Genomic DNA, 26,172 nt, shown 5'->3' with positions numbered 1-26,172 from the left:
GGCCCAGCCCCGGAGCGCCTCATCGGGTGAACCGAGCTGGTCCACAAGTACTGGCAGCCCCTTGTTCGACCTTGCCTCACCGATCAGCTCCAGCAGCCAGCAACGCAGCCCGTGATCGTCGCGTTCAGCCTGAAACTCCTCGAGCAGCTCGTCGAGGTGCTCGCTCGCCGCGGGAAGCAACGTGTGGAACCCGTCCTCCTGGCGCTGCGGGCTATGGCTTCGCATCAGCCGCATCGCATCACGAAACACATGATTCACGCGCGTCAGACTATCGCCCTGTTGAGATCATCACCGCGTCCAGGAACGGACCCCGATCTTCCAGAAACTCGAAACCAGTTCATAGGGGTATCCGGTGCTGCCCTTTGTTCCAGGCCGTGATGAAGCCCCTGACGTACTGGCGCCGCTCGGAAGCGGCCTTTGCATGAGTTTCCAAGCCTTGATTGGCACTCACGGAGTTGAGACGGTTGACGAGACCTCATACCATTAGAAGATGAGCGGCACCCTGCGAACCACCGCCTCCGTTTCGGCACTGGCTGGAGTCCTGATGGTGTCCGGATGCACTTCGGACAAGGGCACGATCGCTTTTGCGCCCTCCCCGTCGTGGACCGAGGTGACGACCGAACCCGCATGGGAATTGGATGGATATACCGTCTTCGGTGAGGTCTCGAGTGCGGGCGAAGTGTTCATACTTCACGCTCTCAACGCTGAGGACGAACTGGTCGCACTCGGCATCGAGGCCGAGACCGGTGAACGGCGCTGGGAGTACTTCGCGACCTACTCGAGTACCGTTGCCGGCGTTCAATTCGACATCGACACCTCCGGCGCGCGTGCCGTGTTTATGCAGGTCACCGATCTTGAGAATAGCTTCTCATGGCCCGATATCGCCTTGCTCGACGTGAACTCGGGCGCCGTCCAATGGAGATATTACGGCGGCGCGGTCACAGCGGCCCCGGCCTTCTGCGGAACCGACAACGAGTTCGTCTGCTTCACCTCCTGGCTACGAGGCAGTGGAAGCGATATGGAGTTTCAGCACATCGTGCTCGATGCCGAGAGCGGAGCACTTGTCTCGACCGCCGTGCTCCAAGACCCCCGAAGGCTCGAAACCGAATTGTTCATCGACGCGGACGGCAATCTCATGCGTATCGACCTCGATGGGGTCGAGCGCTGGCTCACCCCTGTGAGTGACCTGTTCGGCTCGAACGACCTGAGTCCCGACAACGGATGGGGCTTCGAACTTCACGAGGAAGGCTTCTACTACGGAGGCCTGGGCCTGATTTCGGCGACTGATGAAGAAGGGCATTACGAGGCCGACTTGAGCCTCGGCGCAGTTGCCGCGTTCGACCAGGAGACCGGAGAGTCGATCTGGATCGAGGCCGGAGTCACCCGTTGTCCGGTATTCGGCATGTCTGAAGAGGCTCCCGTGCGCTGTCGGGCTGATGCGACCTTCACCTCCGTCGACGAAGAGGGGACCTTCGAAGGAACGATGTCCATCGAGGGCTTCGATCCCGTAACCGGCAGGTCGACCTGGACTTGGGAGGCAGAAGGACTCGGTGAGGCCCTCTACACCGAGAGCGATACGGTCCTTCAGGTCACCGAGACCGTGTACCTGCTCGCACTCCCCAGCGGCAAGGTCCTCATCGACCTCAGCACCGGCGCGACCTCCTCAGCAGAGGGACAGGTACCGTTGTGGTGCTCCGAGGCCGAAACTATCCGGCCTGGGCGATTGATCCACGATGACGAGGACTACAACGGCCGGGCGACCGTGAATCGATGGCCGTGCGATCAGAATGGAGCGCCCACGGGTGAAGTGGTGACCGTTCCGGAGTTCGCCGGCCCAGCCATCGGTGACCACTTCGCCTGGATCGACGGTGAGCGCCTGCACGCGGTGCGGATAATCGACTGAGCACGGCTCTCACGGGGGCGACCGGATCGACGGTTTCGGAACCTCGCGGCAAGCGAAGTCACGGTGAAGCCGTTACAGTCGAAGACATGTCGACATCCGCGCCTGACGCGGAATCGGATGCCGAGTCCCCGTCGCGTGAATCAGTCCTCAAACGTATGCGCGATGGAGTTCGACAAGCGTTCGACCGCGTACATGGAACCCTGGCCGCATCTACGTACCCGACATTGACGGCGCTGATCTGCTCGAGCGCCTGCACCCCGATCGTCGCCGCCGCACTGGGTGCAGGCGCGACGCTAACCGCCGCGTTCGGGACGTTGGGCGCCATAGGCGGTAACGCCCTCAGCGAGGTGATCAGTACCCGGCTCAGACGGGCAGAGCACGATCACGGTCCCGAGGACGCAATGGACCTTCGATCCGAACTGGCTTCACTGTTCACCGAAGTACTCCAGTCCGAGGACCCGGCCGCGGCCGAGACCCGCGGAGGACTCTACGAAATCCTCCGGCAGACGGGCGCGTTTGAAATCGCGGTCCGTCAGGCAGTCGGGGACGGTGACCGAGAATTGCTGGCGGCCCTCAAAGCCGAACTGCAAGCGTTGGCGCAGGAAGGCGAACAGACGCGCGGCATTCTGGTCGAGATGAAGGGGCAGATGCTCGATCTGTACCAGAGCCAGTCGGAGAGCCTGCAAGTGCAAGTCGAGGTGCGGGACACAGTCCAGGAGAGTCTCGGCATGCTGGTGCAGCTCTTCCAGTTCATGCAGCTGACCTCCAGCGCCGGAGCGTCCGACTCCGGGGCGGCATCCGACCGCTGGGACGGAAGCCCCTATCTCGGGCTGCATCCGTACCGGGTCGCGGACGCCCCGATCTTCTTCGGTCGCAGCACCGTTCTCGCCGATCTTCTCGCCAAGGCTCAGGAGAGCTCGGCGGGCGGCACCATGCTCGTCACCGGACCCTCCGGAGTAGGCAAGTCCTCATTGGTGCGAGCAGGGATGGTCCCTGCCGTCGCGAACGGGATGCTTCGCGAGGACCCGAGACAGGGACCGTGGCGAACGGTGCTTGTCGACCGGCCGGGCGAGGACCCGGTCAAGTCCCTTGCCGTTGAACTGGCGAAGAACAGCGGCCGCGATTCCGGTAGCACCTACCGTTCGCTCATTGCGGCTCCGGAGGAAGCCGCAGACCGTGTGGAGGAATGTCGCAGTGGGCCCGATGGGGCACGGCCGGAACGCGTCATGCTCGTCGTCGACCAGTTCGAGGAGCTGTTCACGCTCGTCGGCACCGTGGAGAGAGCGACGTTCCTGACATGCCTGAGTTCGATCGAAAGTAGCCCCCGCGCCTTCGTGGTGCTCTGCGTGCGTAGCGACTTCGTCGACAGGTGCATGGCGATCCAGTCCCTCGGCCGAGCCGTCCAGGGAAGGATGTACCGGGTCGGACCCATGACACGGGCCCAATTGCATCAAGCCGTGGTCCACCCGGCAGGCGCGGCGGGGATCCGAGTCGATGGCCAAGTGGTCGAAGCGATCCTTGATGAGCTCTGCGGCACAACTGATGGGCCGTCTGTCCCGGATGCGGCGCTGCCGCTCCTCTCGCAGACGATGCTACTTCTTTGGGAGCGCGAAAGCGCGAGAAGGCGACTCACTTACGCGGGGTACTTGTCGCTCGGCGGCGTCGCGAACGCCGTGAGAACTGCCGCCGAACGCGCCTACGGTGCGCTCGATCCCCGCGAGCAGGACGCCGCGATCAGTCTGTTCCGACGGCTTGTCGGGATCGATCGGAGCGGTCGACTGGTGCGGCTGTCTCTGGGCCGAGATTCGGTCGCCGAGGACTATCGGCTAGTCATCGACGCGTTCCTCAGTGAACGACTGCTCGTCGCCGATGAGGACCGCATCGAGATCGCCCATGACGTCCTTCTCGACCAGTGGAGCCGGTTGCACGCCTGGCTCGAAGCGGAAGTTGAGAGCCGCATCCTCCACACCCAGCTCGAAGCGAGCGCAGCTGAATGGGATGTGAACGGCAGAGAGCCGTCGTTCCTGTACGAAGGGGTGCGCCTGGTCTCCATTGTCGATCGCGGTCTGCCGCTCTGGCGGGACCGACCCGAACTCGGTCTGGAACCGAGCGACCTGGGCCGGGAGTTCATCACGTTCTCGCGCCGCCGCCAGCGGCGCCGGGACCGGATCCGGTACGCCGTCTACGGGGCGTTCGCTTGTTTCACGGCGCTGGTCTCCGTGCTTGGGCTCATCGCCGCTGCACAGAACATCGACCTTGAGCAGCAGCGCAACCGAGCGCTTGCGGAGAGCCTCATAGCGCAGAGCGAGTCGCTCCGCGGCACGAACGGGCAACTCGCACAGTTGCTCGCGGCGGCAGCTTGGCAGCTGACCGGAACTGACGAAGCTTATGTCGCGATGACACTGGCCGCGGATGATCCGTCGGCTGGACTGCTCACCGGAGAGCGGGTGGGGTCGGTGGAATCGCTGGCGTTCAGCCCGGAGGGCGCACTGATGCTGTCCGCGACGAACAATGGGACACTGACGCTCTGGGAGACCGCCGACTGGGAGTCGGAGCCGCTCGCTTCGGACGGGGACGCCGCTGAGGCCACCGCCGTCGAGTTCAGCTCGGATGGATCGCAGTTCGCCGGCAGCACCCATGCCGGAGTCACGGTATGGGACACTGCGCGACACGAACCCGTCAGCACCATCCCGACCACGAGTCTAGAAGACTTCGCTTTCAGCCCCGACGGCCGTTCGATCGCGATCGCGAGTCTCGACGGAGTCTCGCTCTGGAACATCGGCACCGGCGAAGCGGTACGGCAAATCGACCCTGCATCCGACGCCACAGCCGTGGAATTCAGCGGCGCCGGTCTCCTGGTCGGACGAGGAGACGGCATGGTGCAGCACTATTCGACCGACTCCGGTGAGATGGAATATCAGGCGCAGGCCGGTGACGCACCGGTGACGATGCTTTGGGCCGATCCGGATGTACCGGGCAGCGGCATCGCCTGCGCTGGAAGGATCTGTCAAACGTTCGACGAATCAGGGGCCGGCAGCACGTTGATAGCCGACGCGGATCAGGCCTACAGCAATCAGGGCTCCGCCTTGAGCCCAGACGGGAGCATGGTTGCCACCTTCGGACAGGACGAGGTGACCGTGCACTCCGCAACCACGGCGGAGGTCCTGCTCGATCTGCCCGCGAACTATCCCATGGGCGTGGCCTTCATGCCCGACAGTGGCATCATCGCAGCCGGGACCAAAGAGGGGATTCAACTCTGGGACTCGGACGCCGCACCGGTACCGGCGTTGGAGCTGCCCCTCGAATCGGACAATGGCATCTCTACAGGTTTGACCTTTACCACTGACGGGACCCAGTTGTTCGGGTTGGACACGCCCCGATCCTCGGCCTGGGAGGTACCGGAGTCGCTGTCCACAGGCGTCGGGGCGGCCACCCAGTACTCCACTGACTGGTCCTGGTTCGCCGAGATCAGCCCGGACGGCTCGCTGATCGCGACCGACGCAGGCCAGTATCAGGCGAACCGGATCAGCCTCCTCGACACCGGTAACGGGTACACGACCGCCCTCGAACCAGTCCACTCATATGTGATCTTCGGAGCAGAATTCTCCCCGGATGGGCGCGCCTTGGCGACGACCGCGACCTCCTATGGATTCGAGGGTGCGATCCGAAGCGAGGTGTGGATCTGGGACTTGGACGCACTGGAGGTATCGGTCCGTCTTCCCGAGTTCGAATCCGCGGCCGGTGCCGTGCGGTTCACCCCGGACGGCTCAGGCGTCGTCATCAGTGACTCGAACGGTCGGATCCGGCTGTGGGACGCGCACACAGGCGAGCTGGTCACCACCTTCCGTGGCAACGGCAGCGCCGCCACGGACATCCAGTTCAGCCATGACGGCCGTTCGATGGCGGCTGCCACGGTTTCTGGGCTCTCGGTCTGGGACTTCGAGACTGGCGAGCATCATCTGGTCCCGATCGCAGATCTCGGGCTTTCGTTCAGCTTCTCACCCGACGACCAGTACATCGTCTCCAATGATGACGAACTTGCCCGGGTGTGGCATTTGGATTCGGGACAGCTGGCGGTGACAATTCACTGGGAGAGGCCCGCGGGGGCAGAGTTCTCTCCGACTCGATGGCAAATAGCCGTGACGGGATCCGAAACGGTCCGCTTGTTTGATGTCTCCTTCCTTGAGGACCCCTACGCTGCGATCTGCGATCAAGCGGGACGGAGCCTGACCAAATCAGAGTGGGAGCAGTACCTTCCCGACATTCCATTCCGGGAGTTCGAAGTCTGCCCCTAACTTTGATGTGACCACGCATTCGGCGATTCCAGAAGCCGCTGAGTTGCCGATACGGCGGATACTCCGGTGAGCGCGTTCGTCAAGGAGACGCTGGCAGCGCTGGGTGAATAGGTTCGGACGAATCGAGCGGTGGGGTGGTGCCGCGATCGCGGCACCAGCCCTCAACTTGCCCGACTACATCAAGATGTCGGACCGGCGTTGAGACGCCTGGTGAGCTCGGCTTGCAGGGTTGCCATCTGGGCAAGGAGCTCTTCGTTTGAGAGTGGTTGGTGCTGTGAGGGAATCGTCCTCGGGCTCAAGGCTGTTGACTTGGATTCGACGGCTTGACGCTGGCGGACCTTGTCGAGGGCGGCGAGGGCGGTTTCGTCGGCGTTGTCGATGGTGTGGAGGTAGCGCTCGGTGGTCATGATGCTGGCGTGGCCGAGGCGTTCCTTCACGACCATGAGATCGGCTCCGCCGTTGAGCAGCCACGAGGCGTGGGCGTGGCGGAGCAGGTGCATCCGGAGGTCGATCGGAATGCCGGCCTTCGCGAGCGCGGGCCTGATGATCTGCTCGCGGAACCACTGATTCGGGATATGTCCGTCGGTGTCCCAGCGGCGGCCCATGCGCGGGTTGTCTTTGCCCTCGGCGCGGCGTTTGCTGCGATAGGCGACCATCGCTGATCGGCAGTGGGTGCAGCGGCATCGGCCTGCGGTGTAGGCGCTCATGGTGCCGTGGGCGTAGGTCCGGCCTCGTTCGTTCGGGGCGGTCCGGCCGTGCGGCTTTCCCTCCGGCTGCGTGGAGCCTCGCCGGGTCTTCTTGGCGGCGGGGGAGTACCAGAACAGGAGGTCGTTCTTCTTGAGGTTGTGGGTGGCGATGTGGGCGTCGATTTTGGCCGCGAGGTGATCGGCGACGCGGATGATGCGGTATTCGCCGTCCTTGGGATAGTCCTTGACGAAGAATCGCCCGCCTTCGGGGTGGAACTCGGGGTTGACTTGGACGACGGCGCGGGCGACCGTGAAGGCTTTGCGGTCGCTGTCCCAGTCTTGGACGCGGAGTTCAGTGAGCTCGCCCCAGCGCATGCCGGTTTCGATGGCCGTTTCCACTAGGAGCCTTGACATGTCGTCGGGCAGTGTCGTGTGGAACTGGTCGAACTGGGTGGGGGTGACGATGGTCAGCGGTTTGACCGGGACGGTGTCGGTCTTGACCAGCAGGCAGGGGTTGCCGGTGATGACCTCGTCGTCGACGGCGGTGGAGAGGATCGAGCTGAGGAGCTGTTTGAGCCGCTTGCGGGTGGCGGCAGTGACTCCGGCGTTCTTGAGGCCGGTGAGCCATTCGCGGATGTCGCTGGTGTAGATGTCGAGCATGCGGCGGTGGCCGAAGAACGCCATGAGGTGGGCGTAGAGGTTGTAGGTGTAATTCTCCCGGGTCTTGACCTCGACCGCGAGGTTGGGGAGCCAGGTCTCCTCGGCATAGGTCTGGAAGAGAACGCGGCCTCGGATGAGGTGGGCGCCGCGGCCGGTGTTGACCTTGGCCTCGGCGTCCTTCCATTTCTGGGTCGCCTCCTTGAAAGTGGCGAAGGTGCCCGCTGATCGCTCCAGGCCGTCGTTGTCGATGTACACGGCCGTGTAGCGGGGGTTGCCGTCCTTGTTCGGTCGCTTCTTGCAGTAGCCCACGGGGGTGGTCCTCCGTCGAATCTCGTCCGTCATCTGTCCGTGGGAGGTCCTGCCACGGGCGGTCACGACCCGACGAGAATCGACATGAAATGTCATGCATGTGTCGGGTGTGACCTCGGACGATACGGAGATCTAGGGCCTGAAACCATCGATCTGCATATGCGACAAATGCTGCTCATAACCTGGAGGTCGGTGGTTCAAATCCGCCTCCCGCTACTAAAGAAAAACTCTGGTCAACGATATGTTGATCAGGGTTTTTTCATGCCCTCATACCGGCTCGCCCGCATTCTCGTGTGGGACGGGGATTGCCATTCGCGAGTACTCGTCGGACGATGCAATGGCCTATCGGCGCCGCATCGCATCACTTGGAGCGTTCTCGGGTGTGATCTATTCGCTCGACCGACCCTGCTGGAGGGTGTTTTCACTCGCGTTCTCTCGCGGCCCGAAGCCATTCGCCCGATTTCTTGGCGAGCTCGTCTGAGATGAACCACCCGTGTTCGCGGTCCTCGGTCGTCAAGACGTCGTCGAGGCGGAAGGCGAGTTCCTCCACCATCAGGGGATCGCCGGCGAAGCGCGCCCAGACCTCGAGCAGGAACTCGGCGTCGACCAGCGACCGCGCCGCCTCGGCGTCGCCCGCCAGGCGCCGCGTCTCGCCCAGGCCGATCATCTCGGCGATCAGGTCGCCGATGAAACCGAGCTCGCCGTCGTCCACCAATGCGGTCAGGCGCTCGATGATCTCCGTCGAGATCGCGATCGCCGCATGGTCATCGCCTCTGACGGAGTACAGCGCGGCCCGGACGTCCAGCGCCTCGATCAGCAGCCGCTCGTAGTGGCGGGACCGGGGCCGCCCGCGAAGCCTGGCGATCACCGCGTCGGCCCAGAACACGGCCCGATCCCATTCGCCCGCCCGGAACAGGCCGACGGCTCGACGCATCGGTTCGAAGTAGTCGGCGATGACCCGGCGGGCGAAGTAGCTGACGTGCTCGTCGTCGGACTCCGCGGCGAGCACCAGCACTTCGGGCGCGATCGGCGCGAGGCGCGCGGCGGCCGAGGCGGTGAGCCACCGGCTGCGCGGAAGCCGCTCCTCGACGTGGCGGCGGACGTCCTGCGCCGACATGGTGCCCTCGTCGATCTGCCGCAGCGACATGACGGTCCAGGCGAGCATGGGGTCGACCAGGTGCTCGAGCGCGGCCTTCAGCCGGTCGGCCCGGGCCATGCAGAGCAGCAGCAGCGCCCGGTGCCGGACGGCGGGGTCGGGGTCGGCGACGAGTTCGACGGCCCGGGCGATGAGCGGCCCGTGCTCGGCCGTCGTCCGCTCCCAGACGAGGTCGACGGCGTTCCCGCGCTCGGTCGGGTCCGGGTGGTCGAGCGCGGCTCGGAGCGCTTCGAAATCGGTGCGATGCTCTGGCATGGGGCGCTCCTCAGCGGCGGTGCTCGTCGTCGATCCGCTCCGGCATGGCGAGGCGGTATCGGCCGTGGGCGGGGAGTGGAACGAGGGGCGGCTTCATGGATCGACGCTAGCAGGATTGACGCCGCTTGCCCTGAACGCTTGGCGCACCGTCGATCCGGCATATGGCGGTTTATTGCGCTGTGCACGGGGCGCGGCCGTCGGTACGATCGGTCCATGTCATTGCAAGCGTTTGCTCGCCGACAGGAAATGCTCGACGGCGCCCGTCCGGCGCGTTCGGTGCTCCGCCTCCTCGCCCGCCGCCCGTGGCGCATGCTGCTGGCCTTCCTCGCCTTCGCGGTCAAGGAGGTCCCGCTGTGGTTCCTCCCGGTGATCACCGCCGCGATCATCGACCTCGTCTCCTCGGGCGGCTCTGTGGCCGCGGTGCTCGGCTGGCTCGCGCTCGCCGTGGTGCTGCTGGTCCAGAACTACCCCAACCACATCGTCTACACCCGCAACTTCATGACGGTCGTGCGCGACACCGGCGCCGACCTCCGCAACGCGCTGGCCGCGCGGCTCCAGAGCCTCTCGATCGGCTACTACACGCGGACCAGCGCCTCGATCATGCAGAACAAGGTGGTGCGCGACGTCGAGAACGTCGAGATGATGCTCCAGCAGATGACGCACCCGCTGCTGTCCTCCGCGATGGTGCTCATCGGCGCGATCACCATGACGGCGATCGCGGTGCCGCAGTTCCTGCCGGTGTACGCGCTGACCGTGCCGATCGCGATCGGCCTGCGCGCGGCCCTGAAGCGCCGCTCGCGCGCCCGCAACGAGGTCTTCCGCCGTGAGATGGAGGGCTTCGCGGCCCGTGTGGGCGAGATGGCCTCGCTCATCCCGGTCACGCGGGCGCACGGCCTGGAGCAGACCGCGGTCTCGCGGGTGGCGAGCGGGGCCGACGGCGTGCGCCGCGCGGGCCTGCACCTCGACATGCTCAACGGGCACGTCGCGTCCATCTCGTGGGTGACGATGCAGATCCTCGGCGTCGGCTGCCTCGGCCTCGCGGCGGTCTTCTCCATCACCGGGTTCTTGCCGATCTCGCCCGGCGAGGTCGTGCTCCTGTCGACCTACTTCACGCTGCTGACCCAGGGGCTCACGAACCTGCTCATGCTGATCCCGGTGGGGGCGAGGGGCATGGAGTCCGTGCGGTCCATCGCGGAGGTGCTCCAGGACCCCGACGTCGAGCAGAACGAGGGCAAGCGCGCGGTGGACGCCGTCGCGGGCCGGCTGACGCTCGAACGCGTCTCCCACCGCTACACCGGTTCGGACACCGAAGCGGTGCAGGAGGTCTCGCTCGACATCGAGGCGGGGAGGACCGTCGCCTTCGTGGGATCGTCCGGTTCGGGGAAGTCGACGCTGCTCAACCTCGTGCTCGGGTTCGTGCGGCCCACCTCGGGCCGGATCCTCCTCGACGGGGTGGACATGCAGGAGCTCGACCTGCGCACCGCCCGCCGGTTCACCTCGGTCGTGCCGCAGGAGTCGGTGCTGTTCGAGGGGACGATCCGCGAGAACATCGCCTACGGCCTCGACGCGGACGAGGACCGGATCGTGCGGGCCCTCAAGGACGCCAACGCGTGGGAGTTCGTGCGAGTCCTGCCCGACCGCATGGACACGGTCGTCGGCGAGCGGGGCGCGCGCCTTTCGGGCGGGCAGCGCCAGCGGCTGGCGATCGCGCGGGCGCTCGTGCGCGACCCGCGCATCCTGCTGCTGGACGAGGCCACTTCGGCGCTCGACCCCGAGGCCGAGGAGCTGGTGAAGGAGGCGCTCGGCCGGCTCATGCAGGGTCGGACGACGCTGGTCGTGGCGCACCGGCTCTCGACCATCCGCCAGGCCGACCGCATCGTGGTGCTCGACCGGGGCCGGATCGTGGAGTTCGGGACGCACGAGGAGCTGGTGGCGGCCTCGGGCCGGTACGCGCAGATGCACCTGACCCAGACCGGGACCCGCTGACGCTTGGAACCGTTCGATGCGCCCCAGCGTGCCGCGCTGGGGCGCATCGCGTTTCGCGTCCGGGCGAGGGTTCCGTTCTGGTCGGGTTCGTCCCTGGTCTTGAGGCGAAGTCATGTTTACGATAACATCGACAAGTCTCGATCCCTCACCTCTAGAGATTGCGTACTCGCATGAGCATTCACCTTCCGCGCCTCCGGCGGCGCCGACCCATGGTCCTGCTGGCCGGGCTCGTCGCCGCCGTCATGGCGGCCGCCGGCCTGGCCTTCCTCGCACCCACGGCCGCGAACGCGGCGATCGACACCAACGCGAACTACGTCCTCACCAGCCGCCACTCCGGCCTGGTCTTCGACATCGACGGCGCCTCCGCGAACGACGGCGCCGGCCTCATCCAGTGGAACCGCACGGACGCGGTCAACCAGCAGTTCCGGTTCGTCGATGCGGGAGGGGGCTATTACCGCATTCAATCCCGGCACAGCGGCAAAGTCCTCGGCCTGCAGAACCAGAACACCGCCGACGGCGCCACCGTGGTCCAGGAGACCAGCACGAACGCGACCGACCAGCAGTGGACGGTCACCGAGTCCGGCGGTTACGCGTCGTTCGTGAACCGCCTGTCGGGCAAGGCGCTCGACGTGTGGGAGTGGTCGACCGCGGCGGGCGGGCGCATCTCCCAGTACACCGCCACCGGCGGCACCAACCAGCAGTGGTCGTTGACTCCGGTCGGGGGCGTCCAGCAGCCGCAGCCGAACGACTGCGCCAGCGGCCCGACTCAGCCGCCGAGCATCGGCGGCAGCCTGGGCGCGCACGACCCGGCGCTGTGGGCCGGGTGCACCGGCGAGCCGTGGTTCGTCTACGCCACCGGCGACGGCCGCTTCGGCGGGGGCACGCCGCCGATCTTCCGCTCCACCAACGGCGGCCAGACCTGGCAGAACGTCGGCACCATGTGGAACGCCAAGCCGGCGTGGACCACGCAGCAGATCTCCGGTGTCGACAACCTCTGGGCGCCGGAGATCCACTACGACGCCGCCCAGGGCCTGTACTACCTGTACTACTCGGCCTCGACCTTCGGCTCGCAGCGCTCGGCGATCGGGCTGGCGACCAGCCCGACGCTCGACCCGTCCGCGCCCGGCTACGGCTGGAGTGACAAGGGCGTCGTCTTCCAGTCCTACAACGGCAACGCCTACAACGCGATCGACCCGAACATCATCGTCGACGCCTCCGGCCGCCACTGGATGGCCTTCGGCTCGTGGTGGCAGGGGATCCACATCGTCGAACTCGCCTGGCCCTCGGGCAAACCCGTCTCGGGCGCGACCCCGATCCGGCTCGCCACCAAGAGCGGCGGCATCGAGGCGCCGTCGATGACCTTCCACAACGGCTACTACTACCTGTTCACCTCGATCGGGACCTGCTGCGCAGGTGCGAGTTCGACGTACAAGATCACCGTCGGCCGCTCGACCTCGCCGACCGGCCCGTTCATCGACGCCTCGGGCGTCGACATGCGCAACGGGGGCGGCACCGTGCTCCTGGGCGCGTACGGGAGCAACGTCGCGGCCGGGGGCCAGTCGATCCACAGAGGATTCACGGCCTACCACTCGTACGGCAGCAATGGCGGCTTCGCGCTCGACATCGAACAGATCCAATGGAACTCGGCCGGCTGGCCGGTACTGAACGGCAGCTGACGGCGAGAGGCAACGCCTCAACGCCGGTTGCACACCGGCAATGATCCTTCCTTCGGCAGGGCGCGCAGTCCGGCGCCCCGCCTCCTTCACCAGGAGACTTCCTATGCACGCGAACCTCTTCAAGCGCTGGCGCGTCCTCATCGCCTTCGCACTCGCCGCCGCGCTCGCGGCCTTCGGCCTGGTCAACGCCTCGCCCACCCTGGCACAGGGCGACGCGGCGACCGGCACGATCACCGGCGCCCAACCGGACGCCGACGCGGCGCCCGCGCAGGCGACGCTGACCAACCCGATTCGCTCGAACGGGGCCGACCCCTGGATCGAGTACTGGGACGGCTACTACTACATGTCCACCACCACTTGGGATTCGACGGTCATCATGCGCCGCGCCACGACCCTGAACGGGCTCAAGACCGCCGCGGACTCGGTGGTGTGGAACGACGCGAACACCCCGAACCGCTGCTGCTCGCACTGGGCGCCGGAGTTCCACCGCATCAACGGCACCTGGTACCTGATGTACACCTCGGGGAACTCGCAGACGAACTTCGACGGGCAGAAGCTCCACGTACTGCGCTCGACCGGCTCGACCCCCATGGGGCCCTACGAGTTCATGGGCACGCCGCTGCCGAACCAGTGGAACATCGACGGCTCGTACCTGGAGCTGAACGGCTCGCTCTACCTCCTGTGGTCGGAATGGGTCGGCCCCGACCAGTCGATCCGGATCGCCGCGATGTCGAACCCCTGGACCGTCACCGGTTCACACGCGACGATCTCACGGCCGTCCCTGAACTGGGAGACCGTCGGCTCCCGCGTGAACGAGGCCCCGGCAGTGCTCCAACACGACGGCGACACGTTCATCGCCTTCTCCGCCTCCTCGTGCAACACCCCGGACTACAAACTGGGGCTGCTCGAGCTCACCGGCTCCAACCCGCTCTCGGCCTCGTCGTGGACCAAGAAGTCCACGCCGGTGTTCCAGCAGGGCAACGGGGTCTACGGCCCGGCCCACAACGGGTTCTTCACCTCGCCGGACGGCACCGAGCACTGGCTCGTCTACCACGGCAACACCAGCTCCAGCCAGGGCTGCGGCAACACCCGCCAGACCCGCGTCCAGGAGTTCACCTTCAACGCCGACGGCACCCCGAACTTCGGGACGCCGATCGCCAGCGGCGTCCAGTTCCCCGCACCCTCGGGAGAGTGACCGCCACCGGGCGGCGGCCGCACCGGGCCGCCGCCCGGAAGTTGATCTTGCAGTGCCCCAGAGGCGTTCACTATTTGCCACAACTCGTCGACGACGGCCGTAACTTGCGCGCTCCAGAATCGTTAGTCCGTCCACCCCGGGTGGCCAAAACAGGACACATTGTCCTGACCCGGGACGAGTCGATCCGGTCCGCAGCATCCCACCGCCGCCGCCGGGTCCCGACCGTGAATCCCACCATTCCGATCGCGACTGCTCCGATAGTGAGGCCAAAGTGAAGAATCTCGTGGTGTGCGTGCACACCGCCCAAGCGGCGCAGGCCATATCGACCTACGCCTCCCGCGTCGGGCTCGAAGCGGCCGTCCGCACGGTCGACTGCGCCGCGGCGCTGTTCGTTGAGCTGCGCCGGCGCCCGGTCGGCGCCGTGCTCATCGACTTCGGGCTCGCCGCACCCGATCCCGTCAAGTTCACCCAGGCGGTGCGCAACCGCTACCCGCAGACGGGGATCGTGCTGTGCGGCACCGCCGACCCGCGCACCGCCGCCATGTCGATCCTCGCCGGGGCCCGCGGCGTCCTGCAGGTGCCCGTGATCACCGGCGAGGACCTGATGGTCGCGTTCGCGCAGACCATCATGCTGGTCCGCGGCGCCGTGGCCGACGCGGTCCGGCTCGTGGCGCGCCAGCGCCAACCCGAGGGGCCCGCGCTCACCGCCCGCGAGCTGCAAGTGCTCAAGTGCATGAGCGAGGGCATGTCGAACGCCGAGATCGGACGCGACCTGCGGGTCACCGAGGACACGGTCAAGACCCACGCGAAGCGCATGTACCGCAAGCTCGAAGCCCACGACCGCGCGCAGGCCGTCGCCATCGCCCTGCGCACGGGAATGCTCCCTTAAGGAGTGAGGCGGTGCGGTGGTCGCCCGGACGATGAGCTTGGGTTCGAGCACGACGTCGCGCCCGGGGAGGGCCGCGTGCTCCAGGCGTTCGACGGCGCACCGCACCGTCTGCTCCGCGATGGCGTCGGTGTCCTGGCGGACCGTCGTCAAGTTGATGTGCGACAGGTGCGAGAGGTGCGAGTCGTCGTAGCCGACGACCGAGACCGCGCTCGGGACCTCGGCCCCGCCGGCTCGCAGGGCGTGCATGAGGCCCATCGCGCAGCGGTCGTTGGCCGCGAGCACGGCCGTGGGCAGCGAGTCCTCGGCGAGCAGCAGTCTCCCGGCTCTGATGCCGGCGTCCTCGTCGTGCGCGCCGGGGATCACGCGGATCTCCTCGGCGAGTCCCTTGCGGCGCATGGCGGCCCGGTAGGCGCTGCGCCGGTCCGCGGATCCGGGGCCCTTGCCGCCGTCGATGTGGACGATGCGCCGGTGGCCGAGCTCCACGAGATGGTCGACGGCCTGGCGCACGCCCTTGGGCTCGGCGGTGTGGACGCTGTCGACGCCGGGTGCGCTGGCCTTGCGGCCCACCACGACGGTGGGCGCGGATGCGGCGATGCGTTCGAGCAGGCGCGCGTCGGCGTCGGATCCGAGGAGGATCAGCGCTTCGCAGCGGTGCCCGAGGAGCGCGCCGAGGGCCTTGCGCTCGTCGCGTCCGGGTGCGATCGCCGAGAGCAGGACGTCGTAGCCGAGCTGCTCGGCGATCGGGTAGACCGCTTTGACCGTCTCGGCGTGGAAGGGCTGGTCGAGGTCGAGCATGACGCCGAGGGTGCGGCTGCGTCCGCGCGCGAGCATCTGCGCGGCGCTGTCGGGGCGGTAGCCGAGTTCGTCGGCGGCGCGCAGGACCCGGTCGCGGGTGGCGGCGCCGGCGCCGGGCTGGTCGCGGAGGATCAGGGAGACGAGGGTGCGCGAGACTCCGGCCTTCGCGGCGACGTCGGCCATGGTCACGCGGGGGACCCGGCGGGTTCCGGCCTGGTGCGGCGCGTGCTCCTGAGGCCGGTGCTCTTCGCTCAACGCTCCTCCTTCTCCGGGCCTCGGGGACGACCCGACGGATCTTCACGAGTCTATTTCCGCCGGGCCCGCCTGCTTGACGGGCGGGTCGCCGATGAGTATATTCCGGTTTACTGTCGCGCGACAGTGACGCGCGACAGTATGGTGTTTCAGGCCGAGTTCACGAGGAGGTGCGCCCGTGGCCCCGACCCCGTCCGCAGCCCCGCCGCCGTTCGACGTCCTCACCATGGGCCGCGTCGGCGTCGACATCTACCCCCAGCAGGTCGGGGTCGGCCTGGAGGACGTCGAGTCCTTCGGGAAGCTCCTCGGCGGCAGCCCCGCGAACGTCGCCGACGCCGCGGCCAGGTACGGGCACCGCTCGGCGGTGATCACCAAGACCGGCGCCGACCCCTTCGGCCGGTACGTGCACCGCGCGCTCCAGGGCTTCGGCGTGGACGACCGCTTCGTGGGCGTCTCGGACCACCTGCCGCGCATCGGCTACGTCCACATCAAGCAGATGGACCCCGAGACCCTGCGGCAGGTCCGCGACGAGGGCCTCGGCTTCGGCGAGGCCGTCAAGCGCGGCGTGTGCGTCGAGCCGCCCGCCGGCGTCCCGAACCCGGCCGACATCGTCGCCGAACTCTCGACGCTCGACGCCGACCTCTTCGTGATCGTCGAGCAGGACCTCTACCCCTGCGAACCCGACGTACCGCTGCCCATCGCGGTCCGAACCCGCGAGTACCTGGGCGGCTGCGGACTCGGTGCGAGCCGCCAGCAGTCCTGAACGCGCACCACGACATCGGAAGAGGAGCAGCACCATATGAGCATCCGCATCGGCGTGATCGGCACCGGATGGATCGGCGAGCAGCACGTGCACCGGCTGACCTCCACCGTCAGCGGGGCCGAGGTCGCGGCCGTCTCCGACATCGACCTCGACCGCGCGGCCGAGGTCGCGGAGGCGGCCGGGGCCCGAAGGGTCGACTCGGCCGAGAAGCTGATCGCCGACTCCGAAGTGGACGCCGTGGTGATCGCCTCGTGGGGCCCGGTCCACGCCGAGCAGGTGCTCGCCTGCGTCGAGGCGGGCAAGCCGGTGTTCTGCGAGAAGCCGCTCACCACCGACGCCGCCGACGCGCGGCGGATCATGGACGCCGAGCAGGCCTTCGGGCGCCGCCTCGTCCAGGTCGGCTTCATGCGCCGCTACGACGCCGGATACCGCCGGCTGAAGGAGGTCCTGGACTCCGGCGCCGTCGGCAAACCGCTCATGGCGCACTGCGTGCACCGCAACAAGAGCATCCGCGAGCACTACACGACGGAGATGGCCGCGCGGGACACCGCCGTGCACGAGGTCGATGCGCTGCGGTGGCTCCTCGGCGAGGAGTTCGTCTCGGCGCAGACCGTCCTGCCGCGCAAGACGACCAAGCGGTTCCCGCACCTGCAGGACCCGCAGATCTTCCTGTTCGAGACGGCCTCGGGCGCCCGCGTGGACGTCGAGGTGTTCGTGAACTGCCAGTACGGCTACGACATCCAGTGCGAGATCGTCGGCGAGGAGGGCGCGGTCCGCCTCCCCGACCCGGCAGCCCCGGCCGTGCGCAGGGCCGGCCGCTCGAGCGTCCCGGTCCTCCCGGAGTTCGGCGACCGCTTCGAGGCGGCGTTCGACGTCGAACTCCAGGAATGGGTCGACCGCATCAGGAACGGCGAAGCGCTGACGGGCCCGTCGGCCTGGGACGGCTACGCCGCGACGATGGTGACCGACGCCGCCGTCCAGTCCCTCCACTCGGGAGCGATCATCCCGATCGACATGGGGGACCGCCCGGAGCTGTACGCCTAGAGACGGCCTCCGCGCCACAGGGTCAAGACAACTCGCGGCGCGGAGGCCCGCCCGCCGTCACGCCGGTGACGAGGGACCCTGCACGTGGTCACCGATCGCTACACTCGCTGAGGCGAGTACGCCTCGCACATGACAACAGGGCTGAAGCGAAGGAAGTGGCGATGGTCGGCAGCATCCCCGATCCCGAGGCCTCCCGGGAGCACCTCCAAGCCTGGAAGGGCCGCATCGACCAGCTCGCCGAGGACACGCGGGCGATGAGCGACCAGTTCCAGGATTTGAAGGTCACCGCCTCCGACCCGGACCGCAACGCCGAAGTCACCATCGACTCCAGCGGCAACCTCGTCGACATCGTCCTGAGCGAACGCACCAGGCGGATCAGCACCGAAGACGTATCGCAGGCGATCCTGCAGGCCTTCCGGGCGGCAAGGGTGCGGATCGCCGAGCGCTCCGCCGAGATCGTCGCCGAGACCATGGGCGCCGACTCCCCGGCCGGACGCGCCATAGCCGAACGCGTACGCGGGCAGCTCATGCCGCACACGGACGAGGAGCGCTGAGCGCCATGGGAAGCGGATACACCGTCGATCCGGAGCAGCTCCGGCAGCACGCGAGCACCCTTGAGGCACTACAGGACCGCTTCGCGGCGATCACGAGCGCGAGCAGCTATATCGAGCAGGACGACGAGGCGTACGGGCTGCTGTGCGGCTGGATCTCGGGCTGCCTGGAGGACCGGCACCAGCGGCACGCCACCATCGTCGAGTACGTGGCCGAGAACCTCGGCCTCGCCGCGCAGGCCGTGCGCGCCTGCGCGGACGACTTCGAGACGAGCGACGAGGACACCGGCAGAGCGTTCCGCGAGCTCGAAAGCCGCATGGGCAACTAAGGGAGCGATGGGATGACGGACAACTCACTGGTCGCGCCCGTCGCATCGACGCGGAAGGCCTGGACCGGCGCCGGTCTCGCCGACAGCATCCAGGACCTGGTCGAGTCGGTCAAGAGCGAAGGCTGGGTGGACGATCTCCTCGCCGGGGGCGGTCTCGCCCTCGAAGTGGTCGGATCGGTCATGGACCCGTTCAGCGCCCTGCTCTCCAACGGCCTGGGCTGGGCCATGGAGTACTTCGAGCCGCTGCGCTCGATGCTCGACGAACTCACCGGCAAGTCCGACGTGGTGATGTCGCACGCCCAGACCTGGACCAACGTGTCCTCTGAGCTGTACACCATCTCCGAAGAACTGCAGACGGCCCTCGCGAGTGAACTGAGCGAGTGGACCGGCGACAGCCACGACGCCTATCAGCAGCTCATGGCCAACAACGTCGACGCGATCGGCGGCCTCGGCGCGATCGCGGCCGCGCTGGCGGCGGCGACCGAGGGCGCGGGCGGACTCGTGCAGGTCACGCGCGAACTCGTCCGCGACCTCATCGCCGAGCTGGTCGCGCACGTGATCGTGTGGGCCGTAGAGGCGATCTTCGTGGTCACCATCCCGGTCATCGCCGCGCAGATCGTGGCCGCGGTCGTGAAATGGGCCGGGATCATCATGGGCTACGGCATGGCGCTCGTCCAGTCCCTCCAGAACCTCAAAGTGCTCCTCGGACTCTAAGGCCGGCAGATGCGACGCACCCTGAAACTCCTCCTGCTTCTGGGCATCGGCCTGGCCATGACCAGGCACCACGGCGGCGACGACCCGAGCAGCACCGGTGACGGCACCGGCAGCGGCGACGGCACCAAACCGACCACTTCGGACGGAAAACCGGCCAAGGACACCGACGCGGACGGCGACGGCGACTCCAAGACCCACAAAGGCGTCAACGCCGGCACCGACGCCGAAACGGCGCTGAATGCGACCGATCAGTCGGCGCGGGCCGGGCGGGCCACCGACGCGAACGGAGACGGGAAACCGGACGTCCCGACCAGTACGACCTCGACCGATCACACCAGCCCCTCCAAACAGCCGGACCCGAACGCCACTCCCGGCGGCACCCCCGCGAAGATCGAAGGCAGCGGGGAGAAGAAGCGGTCGCTGCGCCGGGAGAACGAGTCCGCGCAGACGCTCGCGGAGAACGGGTACGACGTCGTCCAGAACCCCGGCGTGAAGCCGAACGGCAAGGACCCGGATTACGAGATCGAAGGCGAGACCTTCGACTGCTACGCTCCCAAGACTTCGAACCCGGACAACATCAGAAGCAAGATCTCCGAGAAGGTCAACGACGGCCAGACCGATCGCGTCATCCTCAATCTCGACGACTCCAACATGAGTCCCTCGGCACTGAAGGAAGTCCTCGATCGGCGCCCGCTGGAGGGGCTCAAGGAGATCAAAGTCATCAAGAACGGCCAGATCACCAACCTCTACCCGTGATAGGAGGGCAGTATGTCCAGTGGTTACCGGCTCTACACCTCGGCTTCGTCGCTGCTCGAACTCTCGTCCTACTTCGCGGAAGTGCTGGACCTCGGCCGTGTGGAACCGCGTGCCCTGAGCCCGATCGACAGCGACCGCTGGTGGTGCGCGATCACGGCCCACGGGGCGAGCGACAACGCCGCGGTCAGCGGCCGTCTGGGCGTCGAACGGTATTCGACCGTCGCCTTCCTGCCGCGAAAATCCCTCTCCTGGGAGTCCGAGACGAAAGACCTCGCGAAGATCGTCGAAGCGGTCGCGAGACTGCTCTCGGAGGACCGGAACGCCTCGGGTTTCCTCGAGTTCTATGACGAGATCATCGTCTTGGAGAAGCGCAAGGGCGGGCCGATCACAGTGGATCCGAGGCTGCTCGACCCCGACGACCTCGACGACCAACGGGCGTTCGCGCCGTTGCTCGGCGGATACGCCGTCCGATCGATCGAGCAGCTCTGACCTGGACGCCGGAGTTGCGAATACAGCGGTGACCCGCCTCTTTCCCTTGACTCGGCGCGGCTGGGTCGTCGTCGCTCTCGGCGCGGTCCAGACCGCCGTTGCCGCCGTCGCCGGATTCCGGTGGCTCGCGTCCGGCAGCGGCGTCGCGGCCGCGGTCCTCTTCGGTTCATGGGCGGCACTGACCTTGGCGGGCATGATCGTCGGCGGGGCCGCCGATTCGATCGCATCCGCCTCGGCGGTGTCCGCGAGGCCGGTCGGCGACAGGACACCGGAACCCGATCCGCGGGACGGCCTGCTCCTGAAGTACGGCGCGCTGCTGCCGCTGTGCCAGGTCGTTCTCGGTGCGGTTGTCGTCGCCCTGGCGGGCCTGGGCGGTTTCGCGGTGGACGAGTACGTGCTGATCGCCCCGGGTGTCGGCGGGGCCTTCGGGACCGCGGCGATGATCGCCGTCGGCGCCTACCTGGGGTTGCTGTGCGGCATGATCCTGGTCCTGGTCACGGTGGTGCCGGTTCTGATGCTCTGGCGGCTCGCACGCGACCGCTCCCCGAAGCGGTCGCAGGCGACGGCCGCGGCCACGGCGCTCATTCTCCTGGCCGTGTTCCCCTCCGCCATCGGCGCCGTGCAGGGCGTCGCCGTGCCGGACGGCGTGAGCTCGCGCGGAGCGGCCTATCCGCTGATACTGACGGTGCTCGGCTTCGACCTCTCGGACCGGGGCTACACCGTCGAGCACTGGGGTTGGCTGTGGCTCGCACGGATCTGCGGCGCGCTGATCCTGGTGGCCCTCGCGGCGGGCGTCATGGCCGGACGCTCCCCGCGCTCCTCTCCGGCCGCCTCCCGCCCTTCCGCGGACCGGCGGCGAACGGCCCCCGCACCCCGCCCGCCCGGAGACCGGGACCGGCGGCGCCCGCCCCGGCGGGCCGGCAACCGCCCCTCCACCCGGAAGAAGCGGAAGAACCGGCGCTGATCGCGAACCGGCACGCCCGACGGCTCACGGCCGCACCGGGTTCGCCGGTGCGGCCGTTGCCTTGTCCGAGTTAGCGCTGGCCCCTTGCGGTCTGGAGGTCGAGGCCGCTGTCCTTTACAACTTCGTTCCAGGCCACGAACTTGAAGTTCGTGCTGGACTCCTCCGAGCCTTCAGGAGTGTTGTCGCCGTCTTGGACCACCAGCAGACCGCCCCGGTAGCCGGGGAGGCTCACGTTGACCACGTCGGCGCCGTCGCTGTGCTGGGTGCTGTCGACCTTGCCCGATTCGATGCCGAAGTTGCCCAGGTAGTCGTTGTCGCCTTCGATCTCATACACGCCGTAGGTGTCGTCGCCCTGGCTCGAGGCGAGGAGGTAGCCCTTGTCTCGGGACGTGTAGTAGATCGTCAGACCCTCGATGTCGGTGTGCAGGTGCTCGCCGCCGTAGCCGGGGTTCGTGCCGTACTCGCACTCGTCGGTCTCGGGGTCGTAGACGCCCGGGAGGCCGAATTCGATTGCCGTGTCTACGAGTTCCGCATCGCCCTTGAGATCGGCGTCCACCTTCCAGATGCCCACGAGCTCTTGGCCGAGGTACGCGGTGCCGGTGGTCTTGTCCACCACCATGCCCTCGACCTGGGCCTCCTGGCCCGTGTCGTCGCACGGGGACCAGGTGGTGTCGTTCGGGAGGTTGAACTCTGCCGGGAGGTCGAGGGTTCGCACTTTCTGCCAGGTGACCTCATCGCCGTCCGCCTTGAGCTTCAGCAGGGCCACTTCTGACACGGCGTTGCGGCTCACCAGGGCGTACGCTCCCGAGCGGTCTTGCCAGGTGGCGAGGCCGTAAGCGGTCTTCTCGCCGTTGATCTCCTCCTGGTTCTCGCTGAAGATCAACGGGCCGCTCGCTGCGGTGACGTCTTCCAGTTCGCCGTCCTCGATCTTGAAGACCCCCAGGGTGTCCATGCCCCGGTCGGAGGCCACCGCGAGGTCGACCTTTTCGCCGTCGAGCTTGAAGTCGCTGATGAGGTCGACGTTGTTGTACCTGCCAGGCGCGTCGTCCTCACCTGGAGCTTCACGCGGTTCGATGTGCTGGACCTCGTTGCCTTCGAGGTCGTAGACGTAGATCCCGGCCTCTTTCGCGGTGGTGATGACCAGGCTGTCCTCCGGGTCGTCCTCGTCCACCCAGATCGCCGGGTCGTCCGCGTCGGCGTCGTTCTCGTCGTACAGCGCCGGCGTCTCCAGTTTCGCGGTCACCGCGTCGGCGGGATGGGCTTGCGCCGAGGCGGCGGTCAGGAGCACCGCTGCGGCTCCCAGCGCGGTGAGGGTGAGCAGTCGATTGGGCACGGGTCCTCCTACTTGAAAGGGGTTCATCTGTCGGATCGATACTCGACCCGACCTATGAACCCCTGGTGAATCCCGTTCGAACGCTCAGGCGGTGCGCGTCCGCGTCCGCCACAGCAGCCACACGAAGTACGGCGTCCCGATCAGGGCGCAGACCAGGCCCGCCGGGATCTGCGCCGGGGCGATCACCGTGCGGCCCAAGGTGTCCGCGAGGCTCACGAGGAGGACGCCGAGCAGGATCGACACCGGCAGGACCCTCGTGTGCCGACTCCCGACGAGCCCGCGCGCGAGGTGCGGCGCGACCAGCCCGACGAAGCCGATCACGCCCACCACCGCCACTGCCGCGGCGGTCAGCACCGCGGCGGCTCCCAGCAGGAGCAGCCTGGTGCGCTCGAGCTTCACGCCGAGCACGCGCGGCGTGTCGTCGTCGAGCGCGAGGAGGTCGATCTCCTTGCGGTGGGCGATGATCAGCGGCAGCACGACCACGAGCGCGACCGCCAGCGGGATGAGGCGGTCGGCGGTCCTGCCGTACGTCGTCCCCGACAGCCAGGTCATGGCCTTCGGGGTGTTCCACGGGTCCGACGCGAGGATGATCAGCGTGATCGCGGCCATGCCGATCGACCACACGCCGATCCCGATCAGGACCAGGCGCGACGTGTCGAGGCCGCCGCGCCACGCGAGCGCGTAGACGAGCGCGAACGCGCCCAGGCCGCCCACGGCCGCCACACCGGTCACCGACCAGGCGCCCGCGCTCGGCAGCCAGGTGATGAGCGCGACCGCGCCGATCCCGGCCCCGGCGGTGACGCCCAGCAGGCCCGGTTCGGCGAGCGGGTTGCGCAGGATCCCCTGCGTCACGGTCCCGGCGCACGCGAGCGCGGCGCCCGCGAGGATCGCGGCGAGCACGCGCGGGTAGCGCTGCTCGATGATCCACGTGTAGCTCGCGCCGGTCCTGCCCGCGAACCAGTTCACGAGGTCGCCGCCGAGGAGCATCGTGTCGCCCGACAGCATCCCGACCACGAGCGCCGCGATCGAGGCGGCGGCGAGTCCGGCGACGATGAGCCCGAACGCGATCCGGCCCCGGTCGGCCGCGCCGTGCAGGATCGCCGGCCGGTCCTCGGACCCCGCGCTCCTGACCGAGCGCGCCAGCCACACCATGACACCCGCACCGAGGATCGTCGTCGTGACGCCGACGGGGATCTCGATGCTCTTGTCGGCGCCCAGGATCGCGCGGACGGCCAGGTCGGCGGCGACGATCACGAGCGCGCCGCACAGGGCGCTGAACGGGATCAGGACCCGGTGCGCGAGCAGCACCGGGAGCTTGCGCGCGATCTGGCGCGCGATCACCGGCGCCGCCAGGCCCACGAAGCCGATCGGCCCGGCCACGGTCACCGCGCACGCGGCCAGCAGCAGTGAGCACAGCACCGCGATCAAGCGGGTGCGCCGCACGTGCACGCCCAGGCTCGAGGCGGTGTCGTCGCCCAGGCGCAGCAGGTCCAGGCGCGGGGCGGCGAGCACGGCCGCGACCACGGCGAGGAGCACCAGCGGCGCGGCCTGGGCGATGGTGTCGAAACCGGCGAGGTTGAGACTGCCCGAGCCCCAGGCGAACAGGCCCGTCGTCTCCTCCTGGAACAGCAGGATCAGCAGCGACACCAGGGAGTTCCCGGCCATCGCGGTCGCGGACCCGGCGAGGATGAGGCGGGTCGTGCCCGACTCGCCGCCGCCGGCCGACAGCGCGAGCACCAGGCCCGCGGTCAACAGCGCGCCCGAGAAGGCCACGCCGACGCCCGAGAAGAACGGCAGCGTGATCCCGAAGGCCGCCACGGCCGTCACGGCCAGGTACGCCCCGGCGTTCACCGCGAGCGTGTCCGGGCTGGCGAGCGCGTTGCGCGCCACCGACTGCAGCAGGACGCCGGAGGCGCCGAGCGCGACGCCGACGAGCACGGCGCCCGCCAGGCGCGGCAGCCGCGCGCCCTCGAGGACGTTCCACACGCTCGCGTCGGCGGTCCCGGCGACCAGCCGCAGCAGGTCGCCCGCGTCCACCGCCGAGGTGCCCTGGGTGAGATGGAGGGCCGCCAGCGCGACCAGGGCTCCGACCGCGATGGTGAAGACCGCCGCGGTGGGGAGCAGGCGCGGGGCCCGCTTCTGGGGGGCCTCCGGTCGCACTGGCGGACTCAGGGTGTTCAACTCGCGTAGACCTCGGCGAACGCGTCGAGGATCGCCTCGGAGGACTTGGGGCCGCCGAAGGTCCAGACGCCGTGCGGCATCTCGTGGACTTCGCCGTTCTTCACGAAGGCCAGGTTCTCCCAGATGGCGTTGCCGGCCACGCCGTCGGTGAAGATGTTGGAGCCGTCGGCGTTGTTGTGGATGAACTTCATCTCGGTGTCGGTGTACTGGGCCATGCCCTCGATGTCGGTGGCGCCCAGGCCCCACGCGCCGTCGGTCTCGCCGGTCCAGGCGTTCTCCAGGCCCGCGGCGGCGGCGAGGGACCCGACGAGGGAGCCGGTGCCGAAGGGCCGCACGGAGACCGCGTCGCCCTCGACCCAGCCGTCGGCGAAGAGGAAGGGAACCGCGGCGTTGCCGGAGGCCTCGATGGCGGCGGCGGTGTCGGCGATCTTGGCCTCGAAGTCGGACCACAGGGCCTCGGCCTCGTCGGTCTTGCCGAGCAGTTCGGCGATCATGTCGACGTCGCTCTTCATGCGCGCGAGGTTGTCGGTCTCGTTGGAGCCCTCGGTGACCAGGACGGGCACGAACTCCTCGATCGAGGCGATGAGGGCCTCGTCGTCGGTCTCCATGATGACGAGGTCGGCGCCGAGCCCGGCGATGGCGTCGATGGACGGCTCCTGGCGGGTGCCGACGTCGGTGGTGTCCTCGACCGGCACGGTGCCGCCGACCCAGGTGTTGTAGCCCTCGAGGTCGGCGACGCCGACGGGCGTGACGCCGAGGCTGGCGACGATCTCGACCTCGGCCCATTCGAGCGCGACCACGTTTTCGGCGGGGGCGTCGAGTTCGACCTCGCGGCCGAGGAAGTCGGTGACCGACACGGGGCCGGACTCGTCCTCGGAGCCGCCGGTCGCGCTGCCTTCCTCGGTGGTGCCGCACGCGGAGGCGGCGAGGACCGCGGCCAGTGCCGCGGGCACGGCGAAGCGCTTGAGAGTGGGGAGTCGCATCGGGTTCC

20 protein-coding genes and 1 pseudogene are annotated in these 26,172 nt (G+C 67.9%); 14 read left to right on the top strand and 7 right to left on the bottom strand.

Translation table 11 applies throughout. The features are described 5' to 3' along the window. On the bottom strand, positions 1-258 hold a 258-nt coding region (locus BLQ63_RS26755), incomplete at its 3' end, for a HEAT repeat domain-containing protein (RefSeq protein ID WP_143015116.1). A 232-nt stretch (positions 259-490) separates the two neighbouring features. Between BLQ63_RS26755 and BLQ63_RS26750 the strand changes: the two genes are divergently transcribed. Together BLQ63_RS26750 and BLQ63_RS26745 are read left to right on the top strand one after the other, a co-directional pair. Beyond that, positions 491-1,903: a hypothetical protein gene (locus BLQ63_RS26750; RefSeq protein ID WP_143015115.1), complete on the top strand. Its 1,413-nt coding sequence runs from the start codon at positions 491-493 to the stop codon at positions 1,901-1,903. 86 nt (positions 1,904-1,989) lie between these two features. Beyond that, positions 1,990-6,198, top strand: coding sequence for an nSTAND1 domain-containing NTPase (locus BLQ63_RS26745; RefSeq protein WP_143015114.1), 4,209 nt, complete (start codon positions 1,990-1,992; stop codon positions 6,196-6,198). Between the two features lie 179 nt (positions 6,199-6,377). On the opposite strand, the gene BLQ63_RS26740 is transcribed toward BLQ63_RS26745, so the two are convergent. Together BLQ63_RS26740 and BLQ63_RS26735 are read right to left on the bottom strand one after the other, a co-directional pair. Then, positions 6,378-7,853 (bottom strand): tyrosine-type recombinase/integrase, encoded by a 1,476-nt coding sequence (locus BLQ63_RS26740; RefSeq protein ID WP_218125534.1) that lies wholly within the window; start codon positions 7,851-7,853, stop codon positions 6,378-6,380. Positions 7,854-8,274: 421 nt separating this feature from the next. After that, on the bottom strand, positions 8,275-9,264 hold the full coding sequence (locus tag BLQ63_RS26735) for a hypothetical protein (protein ID WP_091040597.1): 990 nt from the start codon (positions 9,262-9,264) through the stop codon (positions 8,275-8,277). A 213-nt stretch (positions 9,265-9,477) separates the two neighbouring features. On the opposite strand from BLQ63_RS26735, the gene BLQ63_RS26730 reads away from it, so the two are divergent. The 4 genes from BLQ63_RS26730 to BLQ63_RS29915 all read left to right on the top strand — a co-directional run bounded on the left by BLQ63_RS26730 (position 9,478) and on the right by BLQ63_RS29915 (position 15,010). Then, complete coding sequence (locus tag BLQ63_RS26730; RefSeq protein WP_091040596.1) at positions 9,478-11,250, top strand: ABC transporter ATP-binding protein; 1,773 nt, start codon at positions 9,478-9,480, stop codon at positions 11,248-11,250. A gap of 170 nt (positions 11,251-11,420) precedes the next feature. Then, positions 11,421-12,926, top strand: a complete 1,506-nt coding sequence (locus BLQ63_RS26725) for a family 43 glycosylhydrolase (protein ID WP_091040595.1) — start codon at positions 11,421-11,423, stop codon at positions 12,924-12,926. A gap of 103 nt (positions 12,927-13,029) precedes the next feature. After that, on the top strand, positions 13,030-14,121 hold the full coding sequence (locus BLQ63_RS26720) for a glycoside hydrolase family 43 protein (protein WP_091040594.1): 1,092 nt from the start codon (positions 13,030-13,032) through the stop codon (positions 14,119-14,121). A gap of 541 nt (positions 14,122-14,662) precedes the next feature. After that, entirely contained in the window at positions 14,663-15,010 is a 348-nt protein-coding gene (locus BLQ63_RS29915) for a response regulator transcription factor (RefSeq protein WP_218125535.1), read from the top strand. Between the two features lie 27 nt (positions 15,011-15,037). Here the strand turns inward: BLQ63_RS29915 and BLQ63_RS28955 are convergent. Then, a pseudogene (locus tag BLQ63_RS28955) lies at positions 15,038-15,988 on the bottom strand (LacI family DNA-binding transcriptional regulator); the annotation flags it as partial. 295 nt (positions 15,989-16,283) lie between these two features. Here BLQ63_RS28955 and BLQ63_RS29490 point away from each other — a divergent pair. The 8 genes from BLQ63_RS29490 (at position 16,284) to BLQ63_RS26675 (ending at position 21,667) form a co-directional block, all read left to right on the top strand. Beyond that, the gene (locus BLQ63_RS29490) at positions 16,284-16,820 is read left to right on the top strand and encodes a PfkB family carbohydrate kinase (RefSeq protein ID WP_091040602.1); all 537 of its coding nucleotides are present in this window, start codon (positions 16,284-16,286) and stop codon (positions 16,818-16,820) included. Positions 16,821-16,856: 36 nt separating this feature from the next. Continuing rightward, positions 16,857-17,864 (top strand): Gfo/Idh/MocA family protein, encoded by a 1,008-nt coding sequence (locus BLQ63_RS26705; protein WP_091040593.1) that lies wholly within the window; start codon positions 16,857-16,859, stop codon positions 17,862-17,864. A 161-nt stretch (positions 17,865-18,025) separates the two neighbouring features. After that, positions 18,026-18,418: a YbaB/EbfC family nucleoid-associated protein gene (locus BLQ63_RS26700; protein ID WP_091040592.1), complete on the top strand. Its 393-nt coding sequence runs from the start codon at positions 18,026-18,028 to the stop codon at positions 18,416-18,418. Between the two features lie 5 nt (positions 18,419-18,423). Continuing rightward, positions 18,424-18,744, top strand: coding sequence for a hypothetical protein (locus BLQ63_RS26695; RefSeq protein WP_091040591.1), 321 nt, complete (start codon positions 18,424-18,426; stop codon positions 18,742-18,744). Between the two features lie 12 nt (positions 18,745-18,756). Continuing rightward, on the top strand, positions 18,757-19,458 hold the full coding sequence (locus BLQ63_RS26690) for a WXG100 family type VII secretion target (protein ID WP_091040590.1): 702 nt from the start codon (positions 18,757-18,759) through the stop codon (positions 19,456-19,458). Positions 19,459-19,467: 9 nt separating this feature from the next. After that, a complete protein-coding gene (locus BLQ63_RS26685; RefSeq protein WP_091040589.1) occupies positions 19,468-20,214 on the top strand; it encodes a CdiA C-terminal domain-containing protein in 747 nt (248 codons plus the stop codon). 12 nt (positions 20,215-20,226) lie between these two features. Further along, positions 20,227-20,703, top strand: coding sequence for a hypothetical protein (locus BLQ63_RS26680; protein ID WP_091040588.1), 477 nt, complete (start codon positions 20,227-20,229; stop codon positions 20,701-20,703). A 28-nt stretch (positions 20,704-20,731) separates the two neighbouring features. Further along, positions 20,732-21,667: a hypothetical protein gene (locus BLQ63_RS26675; RefSeq protein WP_143015113.1), complete on the top strand. Its 936-nt coding sequence runs from the start codon at positions 20,732-20,734 to the stop codon at positions 21,665-21,667. 70 nt (positions 21,668-21,737) lie between these two features. Here the strand turns inward: BLQ63_RS26675 and BLQ63_RS26670 are convergent, their stop codons facing one another. From BLQ63_RS26670 to BLQ63_RS26660, 3 genes are all read right to left on the bottom strand, one after another. Beyond that, a complete protein-coding gene (locus BLQ63_RS26670; RefSeq protein ID WP_218125533.1) occupies positions 21,738-23,000 on the bottom strand; it encodes a phytase in 1,263 nt (420 codons plus the stop codon). 84 nt (positions 23,001-23,084) lie between these two features. Beyond that, positions 23,085-25,160, bottom strand: a complete 2,076-nt coding sequence (locus BLQ63_RS26665) for an iron ABC transporter permease (protein WP_091040585.1) — start codon at positions 25,158-25,160, stop codon at positions 23,085-23,087. 17 nt (positions 25,161-25,177) lie between these two features. Next, the gene (locus BLQ63_RS26660; protein WP_091040584.1) at positions 25,178-26,164 is read right to left on the bottom strand and encodes an ABC transporter substrate-binding protein; all 987 of its coding nucleotides are present in this window, start codon (positions 26,162-26,164) and stop codon (positions 25,178-25,180) included. Between the last annotated feature and the right edge of the window lie 8 nt (positions 26,165-26,172).

This window comes from Glycomyces harbinensis (assembly GCF_900101745.1).
Taxonomy (GTDB): domain Bacteria; phylum Actinomycetota; class Actinomycetes; order Mycobacteriales; family Micromonosporaceae; genus Glycomyces; species Glycomyces harbinensis.
This window is presented reverse-complemented; position numbering and strand designations above follow the sequence as displayed.

Bases quoted from the DNA above. Each gene is read 5' to 3' on its own strand.
- BLQ63_RS26695 (WP_091040591.1), top strand. From the start codon at position 18,424: ATGGGAAGCGGATACACCGTCGATCCGGAGCAGCTCCGGCAGCACGCG.
- BLQ63_RS26700 (WP_091040592.1), top strand. From the start codon at position 18,026: ATGGTCGGCAGCATCCCCGATCCCGAGGCCTCCCGGGAGCACCTCCAA.
- BLQ63_RS29490 (WP_091040602.1), top strand. From the start codon at position 16,284: ATGGGCCGCGTCGGCGTCGACATCTACCCCCAGCAGGTCGGGGTCGGC.
- BLQ63_RS26720 (WP_091040594.1), top strand. From the start codon at position 13,030: ATGCACGCGAACCTCTTCAAGCGCTGGCGCGTCCTCATCGCCTTCGCA.
- BLQ63_RS26685 (WP_091040589.1), top strand. From the start codon at position 19,468: ATGCGACGCACCCTGAAACTCCTCCTGCTTCTGGGCATCGGCCTGGCC.
- BLQ63_RS26750 (WP_143015115.1), top strand. From the start codon at position 491: ATGAGCGGCACCCTGCGAACCACCGCCTCCGTTTCGGCACTGGCTGGA.
- BLQ63_RS26690 (WP_091040590.1), top strand. From the start codon at position 18,757: ATGACGGACAACTCACTGGTCGCGCCCGTCGCATCGACGCGGAAGGCC.
- BLQ63_RS26660 (WP_091040584.1), bottom strand. From the start codon at position 26,164: ATGCGACTCCCCACTCTCAAGCGCTTCGCCGTGCCCGCGGCACTGGCC.
- BLQ63_RS26730 (WP_091040596.1), top strand. From the start codon at position 9,478: ATGTCATTGCAAGCGTTTGCTCGCCGACAGGAAATGCTCGACGGCGCC.
- BLQ63_RS26680 (WP_091040588.1), top strand. From the start codon at position 20,227: ATGTCCAGTGGTTACCGGCTCTACACCTCGGCTTCGTCGCTGCTCGAA.
- BLQ63_RS26735 (WP_091040597.1), bottom strand. From the start codon at position 9,264: ATGCCAGAGCATCGCACCGATTTCGAAGCGCTCCGAGCCGCGCTCGAC.
- BLQ63_RS29915 (WP_218125535.1), top strand. From the start codon at position 14,663: ATGTCGATCCTCGCCGGGGCCCGCGGCGTCCTGCAGGTGCCCGTGATC.
- BLQ63_RS26705 (WP_091040593.1), top strand. From the start codon at position 16,857: ATGAGCATCCGCATCGGCGTGATCGGCACCGGATGGATCGGCGAGCAG.
- BLQ63_RS26725 (WP_091040595.1), top strand. From the start codon at position 11,421: ATGAGCATTCACCTTCCGCGCCTCCGGCGGCGCCGACCCATGGTCCTG.
- BLQ63_RS26745 (WP_143015114.1), top strand. From the start codon at position 1,990: ATGTCGACATCCGCGCCTGACGCGGAATCGGATGCCGAGTCCCCGTCG.